Source organism: Paenibacillus sp. FSL W7-1279 (assembly GCF_037969845.1).
In the GTDB taxonomy this organism is placed as follows: domain Bacteria; phylum Bacillota; class Bacilli; order Paenibacillales; family Paenibacillaceae; genus Paenibacillus_AQ.
This window is the reverse complement of sequence record NZ_CP150215.1, coordinates 7153309-7176584: the sequence shown is the minus strand read 5'-3', so window position 1 is coordinate 7176584 and position 23276 is coordinate 7153309. Positions and strand designations below refer to the sequence as shown.

The window sequence follows — 23276 nt, the reverse complement described above, 5'->3', positions numbered from 1 at the left end:
AGGAGGATTCATATGGCGAAGATTTCAGATTCACCACGGACCCACGCCCGGTTCAAGTCTCCCGCGGACCGGTTATTCGATACCTTTAACATTGTGTTCATGATCTGTCTCATGATTGTCACGTTGTACCCGTTCATCAATACGCTCGCGGTTTCCTTCAACCATGCGACGGATTCGGTAAAAGGCGGCATTTATTTATGGCCGCGGGATTTCACGTGGGAGAATTATAAATATGTATTTAACGAGGCCACGATATTCCACGCTACCTTCATCTCGGTTTTGCGTACGTTGATCGGTACGATCACTTCCGTATTCTGCTGTGCTATGGTGGCCTATACCATCAGCCGTCCGGAATATGTGCTGCGCAAATTTGTATCGATTGCCTTCATCTTGACGATGTATTTCAGCGGCGGTTTGATTCCGAACTTCCTGTTGATTCGCGAATTGGGCATGCTGGGGACCTTCTCGGTGTACATCATTCCGGGTCTGATCGGCGTGTTTAACGTTATCGTCATCCGTTCCTTCATTGAAGGACTGCCGGAGGGAATTCTGGAATCGGCCCGGATCGACGGCGCCGGTGAATTCACGACTTTCATGAAAATCGTGCTTCCGCTATGCGTGCCCGTACTTGCTACGGTATCGCTGTTTACGGCGGTATCCCAGTGGAACTCCTGGTTTGACGTATTCTTGTATAACTCTTCATACAGTGAGCTTAGCACCCTGCAGTATGAGTTGATGAAAATACTCCAGAATTCGAACTCCTCGCTGAATTCGGGCAACGACTATGCAAGCCAGTTTGCAAGCTCGGAAAGCGGTGCGAACCAGGTCACCCCGACCTCTATACGGGCTACGATGACCATTGTGGCCAGCGTGCCGATCATTCTGGTGTATCCGTTCCTGCAAAAATACTTCGTGCAAGGGATGACCCTTGGCGGGGTGAAAGGGTAAGCCTGCTGGAGTCGCCAAATAAGTACATCGTGTGCACGGCTCCCTGTACGCACGGTGCATGGTCTGGAGCATGCTTGGATGGCTGCTATCGACCAACCGATGTCGTTGCATCATGATCATAAACCATCAATCTTGCTATGATCTCTAAATTCAAGGAGGGATTGCGTATGTCTAACACGCAGCGAAGTGAACCCAGGCTGAAGGAAATGTTCGCGGATGACTTTCTCATTGGAGCAGCCGTGAACCCGCGGACGATCGAAACGCAGGAGGAATTGCTATCCTATCATTTCAACAGCATCACGGCGGAAAATGAAATGAAGTTTGTCAGCGTGCACCCGGCGGAGGATACGTATACGTTCGAGGATGCGGACCGGCTTGCCGCTTTCGCCCGCAAGCATGGAATGAAGATGCGCGGCCATACACTGGTATGGCATAACCAAACAACCGATTGGCTGTTCGAAGACAAGAACGGGAACCTGGTGGATAAAGCCACGCTGTACCAACGGTTAAAGTCGCATACCGACACGGTCGTAAAGCGGTACAAAGGCGATATTTACGCCTGGGACGTTGTCAACGAAGTAATTGCGGATGAAGGCGCCGAACTTCTCCGTCCGTCCAAGTGGCTGGACATTGCGGGTCCGGAGTTCATCTCCAAGGCATTCGATTATGCTCATGAAGCCGACCCGGAGGCGTTGTTGTTCTATAACGATTACAATGAGTCCCACCCGCACAAGCGGGACAAAATCCATACGCTGGTCAAGTCGCTGCTGGATCAAGGAACGCCGATCCATGGCATAGGATTGCAGGCGCACTGGAATCTGTACGATCCGGCTCTTGATGATATCCGCTCCGCGATCGAGAAGTATGCATCGCTCGGCCTGCAGCTTCAACTCACCGAGCTCGATGTATCGATGTTCCGGTTTGAAGACAAGCGGAAGGATCTGACCGAAGCGCCGGAAGAACTTCTGGAGGCTCAAGCCAAGCGGTATGAGGCGATGTTTGGCATTCTGAAGGAGTACCGGGATCATATTACGTCCGTTACCTTCTGGGGAGCTGCCGACGATTACACTTGGCTGGATAATTTCCCGGTACGGGGGCGGAAGAATTGGCCCTTCCTGTTCGATGAGCGGCATCAGCCGAAACCGGCGTTTCATCGCTTGGTGGAGCATATGGTCAAGGTGTAATCCGTCTTGGACGGATCAAGTTCATCCTAATCAAATAGAAAGCAATATATGCGATTAAGGCTCCCATCAGCTTGTCATGTTGCCGGTCCTTGTGGCCGGCATCTGTATTTTGGTCTTGACGGGAAGCGGGGGTTTATAACAACGGCAATCCGAAGAGATGGCACTGACTTTTGGCCAAAGAAGGAGGAACTGACATTGAACAGCACTTTATATAAAGCGTGGCTGCAGTATGCGCCCATCAAGGACCGGGAGCTTGCCTCCGGATACAGCAGACTGTTCGGCACGATTGTAGCAGACCTGCAGCAGTCGCGGGTTGCGAACGCCGCCATGGAGGAACTGAAGAGGGCGTGCCAATCCATGCTGGGTATTGTCCCGGTCATCACGTCCGAGGCCCCGTCTTCATTTTACTTCGAGGTGCGCATCTCGACATCAGCCGAACCCGGCGTGGGAGAAATAGATGGGGTCGACTTAGGCGAGGACAGGAGCCGGATGGCAGCCCAGCTAGGCGCAGAAGGCTTTCAGCTGGAGCATTCAATCCAAGGGCAGCAGGAAAAGCTGGTACTGACCGGTGGATCGGGCAAAGGCGTATTATATGGGGTGTTTCATTTGTTGAGATTGCTGGCCTCCCACCAACCGTTAACCGGTTTGAAGGTGACCGAGCAGCCAGTGAACGGACTGCGGATGATCAATCAATGGGACAATGCCGACGGCTCGGTGGAACGCGGGTACTCGGGCCACTCGATTTTTTACGAAAACGGACGGTTCACCGAAAATCTGGATCGCGTAAGAGACTACGCCCGCTTATTGGCTTCCGTGGGATTGAATGCTATCTCCATTAATAACGTCAATGTGCATGAGATCGAGACGAAGTTCATTACCGCGGAATATTTGCCGACGATTGCGAAGGTCGCGGATATCTTCCGGGAATATGGCATTTCATTGTACTTGAGCATTAACTTTGCGGCTCCGCTGCATATCGGCGGCGTATCGACCTCCGATCCGCTGAGCGAAGAGGTTCGACAGTGGTGGAAGGATACGGCGGATGAGATTTATGATCATATACCGGACTTCGGCGGCTTCCTGGTGAAGGCGGATTCGGAGCATCGCCCCGGCCCGTTTGCCTATGGAAGGGACCATGCCGATGGCGCCAATATGCTCGCTGAGGCCTTGGAGCCGCATGGCGGGCTCGTCATCTGGCGCTGCTTCGTATACAACTGCATGCAGGATTGGCGCGATCGCAGCACAGACCGAGCGCGGGCGGCCTATGATCATTTTACCCCGCTGGACGGCAGGTTTAAGGACAATGTGCTGCTGCAGATTAAGAACGGGCCCATGGACTTTCAAGTGCGGGAACCGGTGTCGCCGCTGTTCGGCAGCATGAAAGAGACCAATCAAGTGCTGGAGTTTCAGGTCGCCCAAGAATATACGGGGCAGCAGCGCCACGTATGCTATTTGGTGCCGCAGTGGAAAGAGGTGCTGGATTTCGATACCTATGCGAATGGGTCGGGGTCCGAGGTGAAGAAGATCGTGAACGGTTCGCTGCACGACATGAAATACAGCGGGATCGCCGCCGTTTCCAACATCGGAAATGATGAGAACTGGACGGGACACACCTTGGCACAGGCGAATCTGTATGGCTTCGGACGTCTGATCTGGGATCCGGAATTGTCCTCCGAGGGGATCGCGGATGAATGGACGAGGCTGACCTTCGGCAATGACGACACGGTGGTCCACACAGTATGCGACATGCTGATGCAATCGTGGCCGATCTATGAAAGCTATACCGCCCCGCTCGGGGTGGGCTGGATGATTACGCCGCATACGCATTACGGTCCGGATGTGGACGGCTATGAATATTCAAGGTGGGGCACGTACCATTTCGCCGATCGGGACGGGATGGGCGTCGATCGCACGGTGATATCGGGTACAGGCTATACCGCGCAGTATTTCGGGCCGAATAAGGCCCGATATGATTCGCTGGCGGATTGTCCTGACGAGCTGCTGCTGTTCTTCCATCATGTGCCGTATTCCCATGTGCTGAAATCCGGCAAAACGGTGATTCAGCATATCTATGACTCACATTTTGGCGGGGCGGAAGCAGCGGCAGGACTGCTTGAGGCCTGGACCTCTTTGGAAGGAAAGGTCGATCCGGAGCGCTTCGTTCAAGTGACGGAGCGGCTCACGGATCAAGCCGAGCATGCGAAGCATTGGCGGGATGTGATCAACACGTATTTCTTCCGTAAATCCGGCGTGCCGGATGAACAGGGGCGGACGATATATTAAGTTCATTTTATAACTGAATACGAAAATATAGGGGGGTGCCCCATCAGATTTCGGAACTGATGGGGCATCTTTTTTCTTGGCTGAATACTGTTCGAATGCTGAACCTTTTGTGAGCATGCACTTTTGATGACATACTTCCCAGGTAAAAAATAATGCCCTGTGCAAAGTTTTATATGGTAAAATCTTGTAAAAAAACTCCAAAGGAGGAGGAGTACATGATTAGATACTTCTGCTTGTTGATATTGTTGATCCTGGTCTTCGGAGGCTGCAGTGGAAGCGATGAGCCTAAAGAGAAGTTTACCGCAGAAGATATGGGAATCGTGCGGTTAGACAATGGCCAGAAGGTATTCTACGGCATGAATCGTGCGGAAGCTGAAGAAGTGCTTGGGAAAGGCCAAGAGCATGCCAGGGGCGTATTTGATTACGATTCCGGCATCGCGGTGTTCTACAGAGATGATGCCGTTGTCGCGATCAGGATGGAGGAAGAATCGAAAGGTCATTATCAAACAACGCGCGGTGCTGAAATAGGAATGCAAATAGACGAGATCAAACAACGATATGGGGAGCAATATGAGCCATCACAGTCCGATGATATCCTGGATTACTTCTATGACTATAAAAAAGGAAAGTTCCTCGAGAAAAATGCGCCCGAAACAGAAGAAGAGGCGCGGAATATTTTTATCTTTTCATCCATGTTTCATGATGGGTACGCGGACACCCTTTTGTTTCTTGATAGTTACTACGCGTCCTCTGGCAAGTGATTCAGGACAGGGCGATAATCTTTGTGTGCAAAAACCAGGATCTACAGAACGGCATGCTGTTAAAGAGATGGACTTCATTTCAGAAGCTGGGCTTTATAGGGTGGGGGGCTATATGATATACTGAGAATAGGGTTAGAATAAGATGAAGTAGTGATCAAGGGGGGAATGGGTATGACAGTCGAGGAACATGTACATGATGCATGCGCAGTAACCAGTGAACGGAAGAGCCATCATTCCGATAAAACAAAAAGCAACCTCGTCAGCCGGTTGAACCGAATTGAAGGACAGATTCGCGGCGTGAAAGGATTAATTGAGAAGGATACGTACTGTGACGATGTATTAAACCAGATCTCCTCGATTCAGTCGGCCTTGAACGGCGTCAGCAAATTGCTGCTTGAGCATCATATGAAGAGCTGTGTGGTGGAGCGCCTGCAGGAAGGCGACGATGAGGTTATAACCGAGTTGTTAACAACCATGAACAAGTTAATGAAATAATGGAATTCTGACTGGAGACGGTCTGGTTATGATGACTTTCCATGGAGCTGCCACCTTCTAAAGGTGGCAGTAAGTGTTTATTCAGGGTGAACAATACCGCACGGTTATGCGGTTAAATCATAGCGACGACTTATTTTTCAAAAAAAATGAGAAAACCCATTGACTATATATAGGGTAGGGGGGTATACTAACATCAAGAAACGAGAACAACCCGTTCAAAACTAATTCCGGGCACGCTTTTAGAAGGGCTGCTCAAAATAATTCATAACCCGAAGGAGAGATTGAACATGGAACAGGTAACAATAAAAGTTGAAGGTATGTCTTGCATGCATTGCGTGAATTCCATTGAGGGAGCTTTAAAGAATGAGAACATCGAGGGACATGTGGATTTGAAGGCAGGCACGGTCTCCGTGAAATATGACGCAGGCAAAATCAACTTGGATAAAATCAAAGAAATTATCGAGGAACAAGGATATAACGTAGTTTAATCAAACGGCACGAGGATGAAGAGGGGTGAGGAGAAGATGGGAGCAGGAACAATGGAACAGAAGAAAACGTCGCTGCAGTTAACGGGTATGACATGTGCCGCCTGTGCGAATCGGATTGAGAAGGGTCTAAGTAAAATGGAGGGCGTCCAGGAAGCGAATGTGAATTTTGCGCTGGAAAAAGCGTCGGTTACATTTGATCCGAATGTGGTTTCCGTCCAGCAGATGGAAGAGAAAATTGAAAAGCTGGGTTACGGAACGGCAAAGGAAACCGTGGACCTGCAGCTGATTGGCATGTACTGCGCCGCCTGTGCTACGAAAATCGAAAAAGTGGTAAGCAAGATGCCAGGTGTTAATCAGGCCAACGTCAATTTTGCGCTGGAGACGGCCCGGGTGGATTTCAATCCCGCAGAGGTAAGCCTTAGCGATATTCAACAGCGTGTGGAGAAGCTCGGGTATCAGGCGGTTTCCAAACAGGAGACGCTTGATCAGGAAGGTCACCGCAAGGAGGCCATCACCAAGCAAAAGCGGAAGCTGCTCCTGTCGGCGATTCTGTCGCTGCCGCTGCTCTGGGCCATGGTGAGCCATTTCTCCTTCACCTCCTGGATCTGGATGCCGGATCTGTTCATGAACCCTTGGTTCCAGCTGATCCTGGCCACGCCAGTACAGTTTTTTATCGGAAAACAGTTCTACGTGGGAGCCTATAAGGCTCTCCGCAACAAAAGCGCCAATATGGACGTTCTGGTCGCGCTCGGTACCTCGGCAGCTTATTTCTACAGTCTGTATTTAACGATCGATTGGGCCGCTGCCGGAGCAAATGCACACCATGGGCCCGAAATGTACTATGAAACGAGTGCGGTGCTGATCACGCTGGTCATTATGGGGAAACTGTTTGAATCCCTGGCCAAAGGCCGTACCTCGGAGGCTATCAAAACCCTGATGGGGCTTCAAGCCAAAACGGCGCTGGTCGTTCGTGACGGTCAGGAGATGACTATCCCGGTGGAACAGGTCCTGGTGGGTGATCTTGTATTGGTGAAGCCAGGTGAGAAAATCCCGGTGGACGGTAAAGTGGTCGAGGGCGCGTCGGCGGTAGATGAGTCGATGCTGACAGGTGAAAGCATTCCGGTTGAGAAAAAAGCGGGCGACGCCGTCATCGGCGCCACCATAAACAAGAACGGGCGCTTGACGCTTGAAGCGACGAAAGTGGGTAAAGAGACCGCTCTAGCGCAAATTATCAAGGTGGTTGAGGAAGCCCAAGGTTCCAAGGCTCCGATTCAGCGGGTCGCTGATGTCATCTCCGGCATCTTCGTTCCGATCGTGGTGGGCATTGCGATTGTTGCCTTCCTCGTATGGTACTTCTGGGTAACGCCTGGTAATTTCGCGCAATCGTTAGAAATTGCCATCGCGATTCTGGTTATTGCTTGTCCGTGTGCGTTGGGTCTGGCTACACCGACCTCGATCATGGCCGGGTCGGGCCGCGCTGCAGAACTGGGCGTTCTGTTCAAGGGCGGGGAGCATCTGGAGTCTACCCATAAAATCAACACGATTATTCTGGATAAAACAGGAACGGTAACAAAAGGGAAACCCGAGTTGACCGATGTGGAAGTTCATAACTTTGATCAAGAGCTGTTCCTTCGTCTGGTCGGATCAGCTGAGAAGAGCTCCGAGCATCCGCTTGCCGAAGCGATTGTGGCCGGGATTGAAGCAAAAGGAACGCGGCTTCCGGCTGCGGAGCATTTTGAAGCCATTCCAGGCTACGGCATCCGTGCCAGCGTGGAAGGACATGAGGTGCTGGTAGGCACACGTAAGCTGATGGCACAGCATAACGTGCCGATTGATTCGATCCTCGGCAGAATGTCGGAGCTTGAAACCGAGGGCAAGACTGCTATGCTGACGGCTGTAGACGGCCAATATGCAGGTCTGGTGGCTGTGGCAGATACGATCAAGGAGACGTCCCGTGCTGCCGTAGCGAGATTGAAAGAAATGGGCATTGAGGTCATTATGATTACCGGGGACAATGAACGCACGGCACAGGCCATCGCGAAGCAGGTTGGCATCGACCATGTGCGTGCCGAGGTTCTGCCGGAAGGCAAAGCGGATGAAGTGAAAAAGCTCCAGCAGCAGGGCAAGAAGGTCGCCATGGTGGGCGACGGCATTAACGATGCGCCGGCCCTTGCGGTTGCCGATATCGGCATGGCCATCGGCACAGGTACGGATGTGGCAATGGAAGCCGCTGACGTGACGCTGATGAAGGGCGACCTGAACAGCATTCCGGATGCCATCTACATGAGCCGCAAGACGATGAGCAACATCCGTCAGAACCTGTTCTGGGCGCTGGGCTATAACTCGCTTGGCATTCCGATTGCCGCCATCGGGCTTCTGGCACCTTGGGTGGCTGGGGCCGCCATGGCACTGAGCTCTGTATCGGTCGTGCTGAATGCCCTTCGCCTGCAGCGGATGAAGGTATAACGAACGCTGGCAGACCTTTTATATAGAGTATGATTGGTAATCGAGCAAGAGAATGATATTTGGGTAACTTGATGGGAGTGTAGACATTTGGCCATGCAAAAATTTGCAGTGACACCCGGCTTTGAAGTGGGCGGAACGCTGTTCCGCCCGGATCAGCTGGCCGTATTGGGCTCCATCGTGGGCGAGGACGCCCGCATTGAGATGACTACCTTTAAGCAGCTCTACGTGGAGATGGATGCAGAGCGGGTGGAAGAAGCCAAGGTGAAGCTGGAGGCTGCCGGACTTCAGGTTCATCCCGCCGGCTTTGTCTCCAAGAGCCTGATCACCTGCAACTTTTGCCGGGGGGCGGAGGATTCGGGACTGGATGTTGCTAAGATGCTGGATGAAGCGATCGCCGATCATCCTGTACCCAATCCGCTAAAGATCGGTTACGCTGGATGCGCGCTTGGCACCAGCGAACCGCTGCTGAAAGATATTGCCGTGATGAAGATGAGGAATACCTATGATATCTATGTTGGTGGAGAGCCGAGAGGGTTGAAGGCTGCTCTGGCGAAGCCGCTGCACACGGATTTAGCGCCGGATCAGCTGGCTCCGATCATCCTGAAGCTGATCGCCGTCTATCAGGAGAACGGCAAGAAGAAAGAGAAGTTCTCCCGCTTCGTGGATCGCATGACGATCGAGCAGCTGCGTCAACTCACGCTGGATGCGCGGATGGATACGGCAGGGTAAACGTAAGGCTTAACAGGCATCACCTTTTGGGTGAATAGGATACGCCCAAACGAGGATGGATATACTTTCAAGAGCACCTGAGGGTGCTCTTTTTTCTATAGATTAGAACACGCTATCCACTGGGATCCTTGCTTGGATCGATCAAGCGAGATCAACTCCGAACGCATTTTGTCTTCCATAATTGCGACACGGGAGCTTTTTTATGTTGTTTTTTATGGATGAGGGCAGTGGGAATAACAACCATATTGGGCATTTTAACGTGGTTGACGATCGATGTGAAAGGGTATACAATCTAGATTGTTAAAATCTTTTAACTATTTAAAATTGTAATATATTTGTAAGGACTTCGTTGTGCATCGAGGTGATGAAACTGGATAAGAGGGAACAATTATCTAACATGGTTGCCCGTCAGATGATGACGCTTGTGGCGAACTATGCCAAGATTCTGGACAATGATTTGACCGGCCCGCAGTACTACGTGCTTCAGACCTTGGCGTATGAGGGGCAGCAGACGAGCTCATATTTTGCCAATGCCTTGAATGTTACGCTTTCGGCTGTGACCAACTTGAGCAACAAGCTGGTCAGTAAGGGTTATATCGAACGGGTGGCGTCAAGCGAGGACAGGCGTCAGGTCTATCTTAAGATTACGGAGCAGGGCCGTGAAGTTGAAGCCCGGATGATTGCGAAGTACCGTGAATTGAATGAAGGCTTATGGTCGGATTTCTCGGATCAGGAGATGGATGTGTTAATCGCTTCATACGAGAAGATGATTGAACATTTGCAGCTTAAGATCGGGCAGTCCAAAGAAGATAGCCGAACCAACGACTAAATATTCAGGAGGGTTTCCCATGGGGAGATTAGACAATAAAGTAGCAATCATTACAGGTGCAGCAGGTGGGATGGGTAAAGCTGACGCTCTTTTGTTTGTGCAGGAGGGAGCCAAGGTTGCGATTACGGACCTACAGGAAGACAAGATCAAAGACGTTGTAGCGGAGATTGAAGCCCTTGGCGGCGAAGCGATTGGATTCAAGCACAATGTAGCTTCCGAGGAAGACTGGGTTCGTGTCGTGGACGAGACCGTTCAAAAATTCGGCAAGATCGACATTCTGGTCAACAATGCCGGTGTCTCCAATGCAACACCGTTCATGGATTTGACGGTAGAGGGCTGGGAGAAGACGATGTCGATTAACGTTACGAGCATATTCCTCGGTCAGAAATATGTCATTCCGCACATGATCGAAGCCGGCGGCGGTTCCATCGTCAACATCTCCTCCATTGCCGGCCTGACAGGGGGCAGCGGCGCCGGTCCTTACACGGCAAGCAAAGGCGCGGTACGCATGCTGACCAAAGCCACGGCCGTGGACTTTGCGAAGCATAACATCCGCTGCAATTCGGTTCACCCTGGCTACATCGAAACGCCAATGACCGTGGATCTGTTCAAGGATGAGCAGATGATGCAGTGGTTCCAATCCCAGACTCCGCTTCCTCGCCTGGGCAAAGCGGAAGATATCGCACGCGGCGTATTGTTCCTTGCTTCGGATGAGTCTTCCTATATTACAGGCGTTGAGCTGCCGATTGACGGCGGATATTTCGCGAAGTAAGTCATGCTTTCCATTGACCTGTATTTATAAGCTATAGAACAACAGAAACGATAGGGATACAAACTCGGTTAGAACTCATTTTATATTTTCATCAAGGGGAGTGTTGTTTCATGTCCGATAACAAACAGATCGCTGTCATTACCGGCGCAGCCAGCGGGATCGGCAGAGCCAGCAGCTTGAAACTGGCAGAGAACGGTGCAGCGGTAGTGCTCGTTGATTTCAACAAGGAAGCCGGCGAAGAAACGCTGCGTTTGATCAAGGAGCAGGGCGGAGAGGGCATCTTCGTGCAAGCGGACGTGACGAAAACTGAAGATGTCCAGAACTACGTAAACAGGGCGGTTGAAGCTTACGGCCGAATCGATTTCTTCTTCAACAATGCAGGCATCGTGCAGAAGTTTTCGATGCTGGATGATATCGACGAGGACGAATTTGACCGTCAAATGTCCGTGAACGTTAAGGGTGCTTTCCTCGGCATGAAGTATGTGTTGAAAGTCATGAAGGAGCAGGGCAGCGGACATATCGTGAACACCGCTTCCACGGCAGGTATCCGCAGCGAGCACAGTGCAGCCGCTTATTCGGCAAGCAAGCATGCGGTGGTGGGCTTGACGAAGGGAGCAGCGCTGGAATACGTGAAGCAGGGCATTCGCGTGAACGCGATTTGTCCGGGAGGCGTTCAGACGCCGCTTACGGCAGCGGTAGCCAAGTCCTTCATGGAAGGGGGCTACGTGCCTGAGGAAGTGGGCAACATGCGGATGGGACGCCCGGCTGAGGCGGATGAAATCGCGAACGTGGTTGCTTTCCTGGCTTCCCCAGGCTCCAGCTACATGACAGGCTCGCTGGTTACGATTGATGGCGGATTGACGCTGTAATATATATAAAAGACCAGTCAAGCACCGGAATACCGGGTTTGACTGGTCTTTTTGGTATAGCATTTATTTGATGCCGACGACATTCGCCAGCAGCTCATAAGAACGCAGGCGCGCCTCATGATCATAGATGGCGGCCGCGACAATGATTTCGTCCGCATTCGTTGACTGCTGGAACTGCTCCAGCTGCGCGCGGACGGTTGCGGGACTGCCGATGGCAGAGAAGCTCAGCTGGCGCTTCACGATGGCCTGCTCCTGCAGGTTCCATAGATCATCCATGCTGTCCACCGGCGGACTCAGCTGGCCGGTGCGGCCGCGGATGATATTCAGGAACTGCTGGTACGGCGAGGTAGCCAGGCGCTGTGCTTCCTCATCGGTATCGGCACAGATCACGTTCACGCCGATCATAGCATAAGGCTTGCTCAGCTCGGATGAAGGACGGAAGCTGGTGCGGTACAGGTCGAGCGCGGCCATCAGATAATCCGGGGCAAAGTGGCTCGCAAAAGAGAACGGAAGCCCCAGCTGTCCTGCCAGCTGCGCACTGAAACCGCTGGAGCCGAGCAGCCAGATCGGTACATGCAGACCTTCGCCGGGAATCGCCCGGATGCGCATGGACGAGCCTGAGGTGGGCTGGAAGTAATTCCGCAGCTCGCCGAGGCGATCCGGGAAGTCCTGCCCGTCGCTGCCGGGACCGCGGCGAAGCGCCCGAGATGTGAGCTGATCCGATCCCGGCGCACGACCTAAGCCGAGATCGATCCGGCCGGGATAGAGCGATTCCAGGGTGCCGAACTGCTCGGCTATGACCAAGGGAGCGTGGTTCGGCAGCATAATGCCGCCGGCTCCGACGCGGATCTTGCTCGTGCCCCCGGCGACATGGCCAATGACGACCGAAGTGGCCGAGCTGGCGATTCCCGGCATATTGTGGTGTTCGGCAAGCCAGTAGCGGTTATACCCCCACTTCTCGGCATGCTGGGCCAGATCGAGCGTATTTCGCAGCGACTGTGCAGCGGTGCTGCCCGCTGTAATCGGGGCGAGATCCAGAATGGAAATAGGGATATCGCGAAGCGTTTTGGGCGCTGTATGATCAAGATGGGGTTCTGTCATATGGAATGACCTCCTTATTCGTGCATTGCACGGTAAGTTGTTATATAGGGAGAAGACAACCGTCTAAGTGGATGCCGGAAAAAGTGAAACCTATTTATCGATAGTTGGTACCCCTATATAACGAACATTATATACCTACTTAATCCATAAGAAAAATATACATCGATGTAACTTCAGAGAAGACAGACCGCATTAAGAGGAAATTTTTCTTGCGATTATCGAATGGTTCAGCATCGCTGAAAACATAGGGCTTCGATAATCTAAAGAAAAATATACATCGAAGAACCTTCAGAGAAGACAGACGTATCTTCATTTACTATATGCTTCCTAAGCCTTTTCAAGTAAAAAAGATTACCCTCACTTGTGAGGGGCCGTTCGAATAGAAGGGGATATTCCGGTCCAGCGGCCATGTTTGGCAAGGACAGCATAACAGACCATAGAAAATAACAAGACGAAAGGCAGCCGGAGCCCCGGCTGCCTTTATATGTCGATACGAATGGATGGTCTCGAATGACAGCCTATAGAATCGCACCCTATTCGCACTGCAGCTTTCTTTACTCCATGACTGCATCGGCTGGCGGCTCGATTCGCTCCATCCCGTTCATGTAAGGTCGGAGCGCCTTCGGTATGAGAATCGAGCCATCGGCCTGCTGGTGGTTCTCCAGCAGCGGGATAAGAATCCGCGGCGAAGCCACGGCCGTATTGTTCAGGGTGTGGCAGTAGCGCAGCTTGCCTTCCGCGTCCCGGTAGCGGATGTTCGAGCGACGCGCCTGAAAGTCGAGCAGATTCGACGACGAGTGGGTCTCCCCATAAGCACCGCGGCTTGGCATCCACGTCTCGATGTCATATTGCTTGTACGTTTTCTGCGACATATCCCCGGTACAGACGGCAACGACACGGTAAGGCAATTCGAGCTTTTGCAGCAGCTCCTCGGCATTGGCCGTGATTTCTTGTAGAAGCTGCTCCGAGGCTTCCTCGCAGGCTTCGCAGAGAACGACCTGTTCCACCTTGGCGAACTGATGCACCCGGTACAGGCCGTGGACGTCCCGGCCGCCCGAGCCGACCTCGCTTCGGAAACACAGCGATGCTGCCGCCAGGCGAATCGGCTGCGCCACATCGACGACTTCACCGCTATAGAACGATACGAGCGGCACCTCCGAGGTACCGACGAGCCACTTATCTTGCTCCGTAATTTGAAAAGCCTGATCCTGACCAAGCGGGAAAAAGGCGGTATTCTCCATGGTCTCCGTCCTTACGGTTAACGGTACGTCCATAAGGGTGAAACCCTTGGCGACCAGCATATCCACCGCAAGCTGCTGAACGGCCCGATGCAGCATTGCGCCGATGCCGGTCAGATAGTAGCTGCGCGTGCCGGCGGTTTTGACGCCGCGGGGGATGTCGATCATCCGGTGTTGCTCGCCGAGCGTGACATGATCCCTGTATTCATAATCAAACACGGGCGGCTCGCCAACACGTCTGATCTCCACATTGTCCTCATCCGAAGCTCCGACCGGCGTATCCGGCGAAACGATATTGGGCACAAGGATGAGCAGCTGGGCGTAATCCGCATCGACCTTCCGGTACAACGCTTCCTGCTCGTCAAGCTCCATATTGATATCTTTGACCTGCTGTTTCGTCCGCTCGGCTTCTTCCTGTTTGCCTTGCCGCACGAGCGTGCTGATTTCCTGCGAGATGGCATTGCGCCGCTGCCGCAATCCCTCCACGGTCAGCAGCAGCGTCCGACGCTGGTCATCCAGCCGGACAAGTTCGGCAACCGACAGGGCAATGCCTTTCTGGTCAGCTACTCGCTGCAGTTCTTCCTGATTCTCTGTGCTTTCCCGGATCCATTTCATATCTAGCATGATCACCGCGCTCCTTTTTCTGAAAAAAATAAAAAAGCGTCCTAGTCCATATGGGACGAGGGACGCTTATGCGCTCGCGGTGCCACCCAAATTGATTGAACCGTAACCTTATCACGAAACAGGCGGGTCCGTGTTCAATCCACTTTGATTCCGCGGTAACGGGCGGGTCCGGTTAACTTAGGGGGATGGCTGATCGGTTGAAGGATCGGATCCCCTTGACGAGAACGCCTCGGAGTTGGAAGCTCTTCATCGGCCTGATGTTGATATTGTTGTTCAGTATACCGCATGAGATGTCTTTTATACAAGGGGCTCTTCGGATTTTTGTGCTTCTGTTACATCGTGGCCGCTTTGTTCGCACTTCCCTGCTTCCATCCGGCAGGATGCTCCGCATCCCAGCGGAAGGTCCATGCGGCTGAGCCGAGGATAAGGATCGTGAAGCCTGCGAGGATCAGCAGGGGCATCCAGATGCCGGAGATATTGCCTTGCAGAGAAACGGCAGTGGACATGGCATCGACCAGGTAGTGGAACGGCTGCAGTTTCCCCAGGATGACCACCCATGCAGGCGCATGTTCTAAAGAATAGAAGGCTTCACTTGTCAGCAGCATGGGAAAACTCATCAGGTTCGAGATCATGTTGACATTGCCCTCATCCCTGGACAGGTTGGCTGCCAGAAAACCGAGTGCGGTAAAACAAACGGTGCCGATCAGAAGGACAAGCAGCATCAGCGTAAGCCCAGTCAGGCTTAGCTTCACTCCGAGCATAAATAGACTCATGAGAATGACACACACGCTGACGAGCAGTGCCAGCACGGTTCGCGCCCCCGTCATTGCGGTAATGAACGAGACGGTGCGAAAAGGTGTCACCTGCAGCAGCTTATAGATGCCGCGGTTGCGCTGGGCCATGACATTAAACGCGGTAACCATCGTGGCCCCAAACAAAATGTTGGTTGTCAGCATGCCCGCGAGGAGTCGGTGAGAATAGGCGTCGTCGCTGAAATATAGTCCCAATCCGATCAGCATGGCAATGGGAAACACGATGTTCCAGACCAGGGTATGGGTGTCGCGGAACATGCTCCGCAGCATGGTGGTCATTATGATTCGCATAGATATTCCTCCTAAGGTTTTTATTCCAATCGGTCGTTATTCCTGTTCATCAGTCAGTTGGATATACAGTTGTTCGAGGCTATCTGTTTGGTAATAGCCGAGGAGCTCATCCGGCGTGCCGGAAGCTTTCACCCGCCCATCGCAGATGAGCACCAGCCGGGAAGCGAGTTTATGAACCTCCTCCATGTCATGCGAAGTGAAGACGATCGAGGTGCCCTTGTCTGCCAGGGAACGGATCAGCTCCCGGATATTCCGGCGTGCCCGCGGATCCAGCGCAGCGGTGGGCTCATCAAGGAACAGCAGCTTGGGTGTATGGACTAGCGCAATGGCAATGGCGAGTCGTTTCTGTTGGCCTCCCGAGAGACGAAGTGCATCGGTTTTGGCAGCATCCGCAAGCCCGCAGCTGCTAAGGTGCTCGATGAGCACCGCATCCTTGAGCCGCTTTCCATAGAAAGCAGCGAACATTCGCAGATTCTCAAGGGCCGTAAATCCCGGAAAGAAGGGAGTGGATTGCAGCTGAAGCCCGATATGCGGGGCTGGATTCTTGGTCCAGTAGGTGACCGTGCCGATATCGGGTCGGCGCAAGCCCAGCACCAAATCCAGTGTCGTTGATTTCCCCGCGCCGTTCGGCCCGATGATTGCAAGCACTTCACCTTCCCGTATATCCAGAGCCACATCATGTACGACCGTTCGCTGACCATAGGTTTTTCTTAAACCTTTCGCTTGAATGAGAGTAGGTAACATCATCTCGTGTTCACGCTCCTTATTAACCAATATTATATATCCAATGTTGGATATTGACCGGAAATGAAAGCCGCAGCTGATGCTGAGGCTTATTCTTGAACGAGTGTTATGATCTTGTTGAGAAAGGCGATGTCCTGTTCCAGGATCGAGATCGCATTGTCGAAGGTGGCCAGGGCGATTTTGGATAAGCCGTACTGTCCCTTGATTTCTTTACCTGAACGCCACTGTGCAAGCGATTCTTCCACCTGCTTGAGGTTCTGCTGCAGCAATTCAACCGCTTCCTGCTTCGGAACGCTCTCGATCCAGACCAAACCGAGAGAGAAGTCGGATTTGACAGTGTGGGGAGGAAGCGTCAAGGTTTCACGGATCATCTTCTGAAATAACTTCTCGCCTTCATCCGTAATACTGTAAATTTTGCGAAGTCTCGCACCGGTCCGCTCTTCAGCAGTGGCTGCAATCAGACCGTCGCTTTCCATCTTGTTAAGTGCATAATAGATGGAGCCGGATAGTATATTCGTCCATATGTCCATACGGCTGGCCTGAATAAGCTGCTGAATTTCGTAGCCGTGCATCGGACGCTGGCGCAGGAATGAGAGCAGGATGAGGTTGGTCATGTTGGGTCACTTCCTTAGGATGTGTATGTGAAGAAGAACTACATAACTGGATATCCAACGTTGGATATATATTGATAGTTATTATAGAGTCGATGGAATGAATTGTCAATAACCAGCGGAAAAATAGGTAAATGTCCCAAATGGATTGAATGAAAGCGATTTAACGTTTAGTCTAGTAGTGTGAACTAGTATGGCAGTTGATGAGGAGGCTATAACGTCAATGAATTACAGACAATTGGGAAATACGGAGCTTCACATTAGCGAGGTCAGCTTCGGCACATGGGCGATCGGAGGCTCATGGGGGCAGACCGATGATCAGGAAGCCTTGAAGGGATTGGACCGTGCCATCGGCGAGGGCGTGAACTTCTTCGATACCGCCGACGTTTATGGCGATGGGCATGCCGAGGATTTGCTCGCGCGCGCAACCAAAGGGAAGGAAGATTCCGTGCATGTCGCCACCAAGTTTTGCCGAGCGGGTGATATTCACGATCTTCAGACCTATTCCGAAGCGTCGATCCGCCGTTATTGCGAGAACAGCCTGAAGCGGCTGCAGCGTGAACGGATTGATCTCTATCAGGTTCACTGCCCTCCCTTCGCGGTGTTAAAGGACGGGAGAGTGTTTGAAGTGCTGGACAAGCTGCAGGCCGAGGGGAAAATCCGGCATTACGGCGTCAGCGTGGAGACGGTGGAGGAAGGTTTGTTTTGCCTGGGGGTACCTGGCGTAAGGTCGCTGCAGGTTATCTTCAACCTGTTCCGCCAAAAACCGCTGGCCCAGCTGCTCCCGAAAGCCAAAGCGTCGGGCGTCGGCATTTTGGTGCGCTTGCCGCTTGCCAGCGGTTTGTTAACCGGGAAATTTACGGAGACCACCACCTTCAGCGAAGGGGATCACCGGAATTTCAATGCGAACGGGGAGCAGTTTAACGTGGGCGAGACCTTTGCCGGCCTGTGGTTCGAAAAAGGGGTTGAGCTCGCCAGAGAGCTCGCTTGGATTGCCGAGGGCCGAGGCGACATGGCCCGTGCATCCATGCGATGGATTCTGGACTGTCCCGAGGTCACCGCCGTGATTCCCGGCTTCCGCAACGTTCGCCAGATCGAAGACAATCTGGGCACGCTGGACGTGCCTTCGTTCAGTATGGAGGAGAAAGAGCGCCTTGCGCTTTTTTATCAGGAGCAGGTAGCGATGCACATCCGCGGTGCCTATTAAGCCGAAATCCGAAGTACATCGTAGAGAAGCTCCCCGATCATTCGGGGGGCTTTTTGTGTAGGAGGAGGGCTTTGTACAGAACGAATGCAGCTGCCGCAGTGCTGCTTTAAAGCATATCCTATGCTTGATCATGGTAATGATACTATAATATAGGCAAAGATTCTGAATCGGAATGTGTTCAGCAGGAGGATTGCCGTTTTGAATGACTTGTTGAAGCGGGAGCATGACATCATCAAGGTTTGCTTGTTAGCAGGAAAAATTATGTTGCAAAGCGGTGCGGAAACCTATCGGGTAGAGGATACGATGATGCGGATCGCTGCGGCTTTCGGCGTAGAGAACAGCCACAGCTATATGACTCCGACCGGGATTATCTTCTCGGTGGAGGAGCCTCAGCATATAACGCGGCTCATTCGTATTTCGGATCGGACAACCAATCTCGATAAGATCCATCAGGTCAACAGCGTGTCTCGGAGCATAAGCCTCGGTGAGCTGACGATTGAAGAGGCACACAAGGCGCTTGAGAAAATCGAGCATGAACAGGCGATTTATCCGACATGGCTGTTGATTCTCCTGTCCGCGATCGCAAGCGGCTGCTTTCTCATTATGTTTCGCGGCATCTGGCCGGATTTCGTACCGGCGGCCATAGCGGGCGGTCTTGGCTTCTCCTGCTTTGTATTCATGCATCGGGTCATACCGGTGCGATTCTTCGCCGAATTCTCTGGAGCGCTGGTCATCGGCATAACCTCCGTATGGATGGTCAGATACGGACTCGGCCATCAGCTGGATACGATCATTATCAGTTCCGTGATGCCGCTGGTACCGGGCTTGCTGATCACGAATGCTATCCGCGATCTGATGGCGGGGCATTTGATATCCGGCTTGTCCAAAGGCGCGGAGGCATTTGTTACGTCCTTTGCCATCGGTGCAGGCATTGCGTTTACGTTGTCATTCTAAGAGAAGAGTGAGTGGAGGTGAAGATGGTGGCAACCTTTTATATACAGCAGCTCATCACGAGTTTCGTTGCTTCGGCGGCCTTCGGGATCCTATTTAACGTACCCAAAAAAGCACTGCTGCAGTGCGGGTTTGCCGGCATGGTGGGCTGGCTGCTCTACATCCTGCTGCAGAACATGATGGTTGAGCCGGTGACGGCTACCGTGTTTGCGGCTTTTTGCGTGACGATGATCAGCCATTTTTTCGCCAAAAAATACAAGACTCCCATTATCGTGTTCAGCGTGTCAGGGATTATTCCGCTCGTGCCGGGCGGTGTTGCCTATAATGCCCTTCGCCATCTGGCTCAGAATCAATTCGATCAGGCCGTCCAGCTGGGGGCGCAAGCGTTCATGATTTCAGGCGCCATCGCGCTGGGTTTGCTGCTATCTGAGGTGACCAATCAGGTCATCCGGAAATGGTCGATAACCCGGAGAAGAGCCGGAAAACCCAATTCGAGCGGCTCATCGTAAAATCTCGCGATTCAGAGAGACCTAACTAACACGTCAGGATGCTGAACAGATTCGGATGTTTTGGCTTGCAGCTGCTTACTGGCCGTATCTTTCGCTTAACTGCGGGGGATGCGGTTTTTTTTGAGTGCACTGAAGGGTATGTCCCCTGCGTGAATATTTTTACATAAGTTTCATGTTATTCCTTTTTATTGTCCAAATCCTCGCTGTGCTATATAATCTTTACTGCATGAAATGAAACCGCATTCAATTCTATTCAATCTATCGATATCGTACACTGACCGTCAGATGAAGATTCCTAGTCCATCAAAGAAGAGGGATGTCCATGCAGGAGTTGACGCTGCATCTGTTCGAACGGATGGGCATGCTGCTCATCCTGACGTTTATACTGACGAGAATTCCGCTGTTCCGCCAATTGCTGGACCGCAAAGAGATGTCCGGCACGCGGATGTTCATCTATTCTTGTCTGTTTGGCCTCTTCGGCATCCTAGGGGCATACGCAGGCGTTGTCGTGGAGAATGGCGAATCGAGCTCCTCCTTCTGGCTGATGCGGCTGACAGAGGAGCAGGCCCTGGCCCATTCCGCCCTGGTCGGCGTTGTGATTGGCGGGCTGATTGGCGGGCCCCGCGTTGGCATCGGGGGCGGGCTTCTGGCAGGAGCCCATCTCCTGTATATCGGCGGCTACACGGGGCTGGCTGGAGCGATCGCCGTACCGCTTACGGGCGCCCTGGCCGGGGGCGTAGCCCGATTCTTCTCGCAGGAGCGGGTGATCTCGCCGGCAAAAGCGTTATTCGTCGGCATGTTCGCCCCGATCCTGCACATGGGAGTTATTTTGATCTGTGCGGATGAGCCGGACCGCGCGGTTGAGCTGGTCAACCTGATCGGTCTGCCGATGGTGCTGACCAACAGCATATCGATTGCGATCTTCACGACGATGCTGCGCGTTGCGCTCACCGAGGAGGAGCGGGCAGCCGCGTACGAGACGGAGAAGGCATTCCATATCGCGGAAGCGGCGCTGCCCCATCTGAAGCAGGGCTTAACGTACCGAACGGCTCAGGCCGTGGCCACCTTGCTGCTGCGCGAGCTGAAAACAACGGCCGTCGCCATTACGGATACGGAGCGGTTCCTGGCCCATGCCGGTGCCGCCAGCCGTACCATTGATCCCGGAGAAGAGATCACATCCGACTTGACCAAGAATGTCATTGCGACCGGCGAGTTTCGGATCATAGAGAATGCGGAAGATATTCAGCCTCGTCATCCGGCGCTCGGCGCCGCCATTCTTGTCCCGATGATCGAGGGTCACGAGATCGTGGGCGTCATCCAGTTCTATTTCAAGCGGCCCCAGGATATTCGGCGCGTCGAGCTGGTGATGGCCCAAGGGCTTGGACAGCTCATTTCCTATCAGCTTGGGGCCACGGCTCACGAGAAGATGAGCCATTTAATGAAAGAGGCGGAGCTGAAGCTTCTGCAGGCGCAGATCAATCCGCATTTTCTGTTCAATACGCTCAACGCGATCCATTCGTTGATCCGGAGCGATCCGCTGCTGGCAAGGCATGCCACGATGCAGCTGGGGGCGTTCATGCGCTTGAACGTCAAGGTCATGGCCTCCCGCAGAACGACCATTCGTGAGGAAATGGAGCTGTTGAATGCTTATCTGGACATTATTCAAATCCGGTTCGAGGATCAGTTCACGTTTGAATGCCAGCTGGATCCGGTGCTTGGCGAGCTTATGATTCCGCCTGCAACGCTGCAAATGCTGGTGGAGAACAGCATTAAGCACGGCTTGCGCGATAAGGCGAGCGGGGGCATCATCCAACTGACCCTAAAGCGTGCGGGCGATCTGGCGGTTGTACAACTGCGGGACAACGGGGCAGGCATCTCGCCCGAGGTGCTGGACAGTCTCGGCGAACAGCCGATCATCGGCAGCGAGGGTACGGGAAACGGCATTTACAATATCAATCAGCGTTTAATCAGCATGTTTGGCAAGGAGGCCAGACTCATCGTAGAAAATCTTGCAGAGGGCGGATGCAGCATATCCTTCAGCATCCCCTGCAGTCTATCGGAAGGGAGCCGGTATCGTGAAGCGAATTAAAGCGATGATAGCCGAAGACGAACGATTGGCAAGGGAGGAGCTGGCTTACCTGCTGGAACAGGAGCCTGATATCGAGCTGCTTCCTCATGCCGCGAACGGCCGGGAACTGCTTGAGCTGGTTCCCTTACGGCAGCCGGATGTCGTCTTTCTCGACGTTCATATGCCGGAGCTTGAAGGATTGCAGGCTGCGCGAATGCTGAAAGCCTCCCCGATCTCCCCCTTCATTGTGTTTACGACAGCCTATGACGAGTATGCTGTCGAGGCGTTTGGTCTGAATGCGATTGATTATCTGCTGAAGCCTTACAGCCATATGCGATTAAAGGAAACCCTGCAGCGAATACGCAGCAGGGTTCATGAAGGGCAAACCCCGCAAAAGCAGGAAGCTTATGATGTGGCCCCACAGGCAGCCTCGTATCCTTCCACTGAGGCTGCTGCCCGCAGCATGCGCGGCAAGCTGCTATTCGATGATGGGGACAAACATGTGCTCGTCGATCCCGAGGCGATACTGTACGCGGTGCGCGAGGAGCGGGTCATCCGCATATGGACGGCGGAAGGCCAGCGGATTACGAGCAAGAGCACGCTGCAGGAGTTGGAGGAGAAGCTGGCAGGTTACTCGTTCTTTCGTCCTCATCGCAGTTACCTGGTTAACGTGAACCGGATTGCAGAGCTGTCCCCTTGGCAGAACGGCGCTTACAATATTGTGCTAAAGGATGAGCAGCGGACGATGATTCCCTTGTCGCGGGAAGCTGCCCGGGATTTGTTCCGGTTGCTTAGGGAGGCATAGGGGGAAGCGCGGAAGGACGGTGATGGTCTCCCGGTTCAGGCGGCATATCCGCCCTTTCGCACACCTTATCGGACGTTTCGCGCAGGAGCTGTGGTCGCGGGCAATCCTCCTGTATATAATCATTCTAAAGCGCTTTCATTCATGGGAGACGCCATAGAATCCTGATCGTTAATGGAGGGAAAGGCAATGGAAGAAAAAAGCTATACCGAAGTATGGCATTCTGAAAAATTCAAAACGCTGCTCTCCCGCAAGAAACGGTTCATTATTCCGATGACCGTCTTTTTTCTTCTGTTTTACTTTGCGCTGCCGATTCTCACTTCGTACACCGACGTGTTGAACCACCCTGCGATCGGCCCGATCACGTGGGCATGGGTATTTGCATTTGCGCAGTTCGTCATGACATGGGTCTTGTGCATCCTGTACTCCCGCAAGGCGGCCCAGTTCGATCGTATGGTAGACGATATTAAAAAGGATATGGGGGCGTAATCGAC

The 23276-nt window shown here is 52.8% G+C and carries 22 protein-coding genes; 17 read left to right on the top strand and 5 right to left on the bottom strand.

Annotated elements, in window-relative coordinates:
• Positions 1 to 12 precede the first annotated feature (12 nt).
• The 11 genes from MKY82_RS32495 to MKY82_RS32445 all read left to right on the top strand — a co-directional run bounded on the left by MKY82_RS32495 (position 13) and on the right by MKY82_RS32445 (position 11824).
• On the top strand, positions 13 to 948 hold the full coding sequence (locus tag MKY82_RS32495) for a carbohydrate ABC transporter permease (RefSeq protein ID WP_339295109.1): 936 nt from the start codon (positions 13 to 15) through the stop codon (positions 946 to 948).
• A gap of 167 nt (positions 949 to 1115) precedes the next feature.
• Positions 1116 to 2132, top strand: coding sequence for an endo-1,4-beta-xylanase (locus tag MKY82_RS32490; protein ID WP_339295108.1), 1017 nt, complete (start codon positions 1116 to 1118; stop codon positions 2130 to 2132).
• A 195-nt stretch (positions 2133 to 2327) separates the two neighbouring features.
• Positions 2328 to 4415, top strand: a complete 2088-nt coding sequence (locus tag MKY82_RS32485; protein WP_339295107.1) for an alpha-glucuronidase family glycosyl hydrolase — start codon at positions 2328 to 2330, stop codon at positions 4413 to 4415.
• Positions 4416 to 4630: 215 nt separating this feature from the next.
• On the top strand, positions 4631 to 5176 hold the full coding sequence (locus MKY82_RS32480; RefSeq protein WP_339295106.1) for a hypothetical protein: 546 nt from the start codon (positions 4631 to 4633) through the stop codon (positions 5174 to 5176).
• Positions 5177 to 5347: 171 nt separating this feature from the next.
• Positions 5348 to 5671, top strand: a complete 324-nt coding sequence (locus MKY82_RS32475) for a metal-sensitive transcriptional regulator (protein ID WP_339295105.1) — start codon at positions 5348 to 5350, stop codon at positions 5669 to 5671.
• A gap of 287 nt (positions 5672 to 5958) precedes the next feature.
• A complete protein-coding gene (locus MKY82_RS32470) occupies positions 5959 to 6159 on the top strand; it encodes a cation transporter (protein ID WP_194540064.1) in 201 nt (66 codons plus the stop codon).
• 36 nt (positions 6160 to 6195) lie between these two features.
• Positions 6196 to 8625, top strand: coding sequence for a heavy metal translocating P-type ATPase (locus MKY82_RS32465; protein ID WP_339295104.1), 2430 nt, complete (start codon positions 6196 to 6198; stop codon positions 8623 to 8625).
• Between the two features lie 87 nt (positions 8626 to 8712).
• Positions 8713 to 9354 (top strand): nitrite reductase, encoded by a 642-nt coding sequence (locus tag MKY82_RS32460; protein ID WP_339295103.1) that lies wholly within the window; start codon positions 8713 to 8715, stop codon positions 9352 to 9354.
• Positions 9355 to 9718: 364 nt separating this feature from the next.
• Positions 9719 to 10183: a MarR family transcriptional regulator gene (locus tag MKY82_RS32455; RefSeq protein WP_339295102.1), complete on the top strand. Its 465-nt coding sequence runs from the start codon at positions 9719 to 9721 to the stop codon at positions 10181 to 10183.
• Between the two features lie 19 nt (positions 10184 to 10202).
• A complete protein-coding gene (locus MKY82_RS32450; RefSeq protein WP_071218727.1) occupies positions 10203 to 10955 on the top strand; it encodes a glucose 1-dehydrogenase in 753 nt (250 codons plus the stop codon).
• 110 nt (positions 10956 to 11065) lie between these two features.
• Positions 11066 to 11824, top strand: coding sequence for an SDR family oxidoreductase (locus MKY82_RS32445; protein ID WP_071218728.1), 759 nt, complete (start codon positions 11066 to 11068; stop codon positions 11822 to 11824).
• Between the two features lie 63 nt (positions 11825 to 11887).
• Here MKY82_RS32445 and MKY82_RS32440 read toward each other — a convergent pair whose 3' ends face one another.
• From MKY82_RS32440 to MKY82_RS32420, 5 genes are all read right to left on the bottom strand, one after another.
• On the bottom strand, positions 11888 to 12925 hold the full coding sequence (locus MKY82_RS32440; RefSeq protein ID WP_339295101.1) for an LLM class flavin-dependent oxidoreductase: 1038 nt from the start codon (positions 12923 to 12925) through the stop codon (positions 11888 to 11890).
• Between the two features lie 554 nt (positions 12926 to 13479).
• A complete protein-coding gene (serS, locus tag MKY82_RS32435; protein WP_339295100.1) occupies positions 13480 to 14787 on the bottom strand; it encodes a serine--tRNA ligase in 1308 nt (435 codons plus the stop codon).
• Positions 14788 to 15119: 332 nt separating this feature from the next.
• Positions 15120 to 15890: an ABC transporter permease gene (locus MKY82_RS32430; RefSeq protein WP_339295099.1), complete on the bottom strand. Its 771-nt coding sequence runs from the start codon at positions 15888 to 15890 to the stop codon at positions 15120 to 15122.
• Positions 15891 to 15926: 36 nt separating this feature from the next.
• Positions 15927 to 16637, bottom strand: coding sequence for an ABC transporter ATP-binding protein (locus tag MKY82_RS32425; protein WP_339295098.1), 711 nt, complete (start codon positions 16635 to 16637; stop codon positions 15927 to 15929).
• A gap of 86 nt (positions 16638 to 16723) precedes the next feature.
• On the bottom strand, positions 16724 to 17248 hold the full coding sequence (locus tag MKY82_RS32420) for a PadR family transcriptional regulator (RefSeq protein ID WP_194540056.1): 525 nt from the start codon (positions 17246 to 17248) through the stop codon (positions 16724 to 16726).
• Positions 17249 to 17468: 220 nt separating this feature from the next.
• On the opposite strand from MKY82_RS32420, the gene MKY82_RS32415 reads away from it, so the two are divergent.
• The 6 genes from MKY82_RS32415 to MKY82_RS32390 all read left to right on the top strand — a co-directional run bounded on the left by MKY82_RS32415 (position 17469) and on the right by MKY82_RS32390 (position 23271).
• Positions 17469 to 18452 (top strand): aldo/keto reductase, encoded by a 984-nt coding sequence (locus MKY82_RS32415; RefSeq protein WP_339295097.1) that lies wholly within the window; start codon positions 17469 to 17471, stop codon positions 18450 to 18452.
• 198 nt (positions 18453 to 18650) lie between these two features.
• On the top strand, positions 18651 to 19406 hold the full coding sequence (locus MKY82_RS32410) for a threonine/serine exporter family protein (RefSeq protein ID WP_339295096.1): 756 nt from the start codon (positions 18651 to 18653) through the stop codon (positions 19404 to 19406).
• Between the two features lie 23 nt (positions 19407 to 19429).
• Complete coding sequence (locus MKY82_RS32405; protein WP_339296736.1) at positions 19430 to 19912, top strand: threonine/serine exporter family protein; 483 nt, start codon at positions 19430 to 19432, stop codon at positions 19910 to 19912.
• A gap of 322 nt (positions 19913 to 20234) precedes the next feature.
• Positions 20235 to 22001, top strand: coding sequence for a LytS/YhcK type 5TM receptor domain-containing protein (locus MKY82_RS32400; RefSeq protein ID WP_339295095.1), 1767 nt, complete (start codon positions 20235 to 20237; stop codon positions 21999 to 22001).
• A complete protein-coding gene (locus MKY82_RS32395; protein WP_339295094.1) occupies positions 21988 to 22785 on the top strand; it encodes a LytTR family DNA-binding domain-containing protein in 798 nt (265 codons plus the stop codon). The genes MKY82_RS32400 and MKY82_RS32395 overlap by 14 nt, the downstream gene beginning before the upstream one ends.
• Before the next feature lie 186 nt (positions 22786 to 22971).
• Positions 22972 to 23271, top strand: coding sequence for a DUF485 domain-containing protein (locus MKY82_RS32390; protein WP_009593006.1), 300 nt, complete (start codon positions 22972 to 22974; stop codon positions 23269 to 23271).
• The last annotated feature ends 5 nt before the right edge of the window (positions 23272 to 23276 follow it).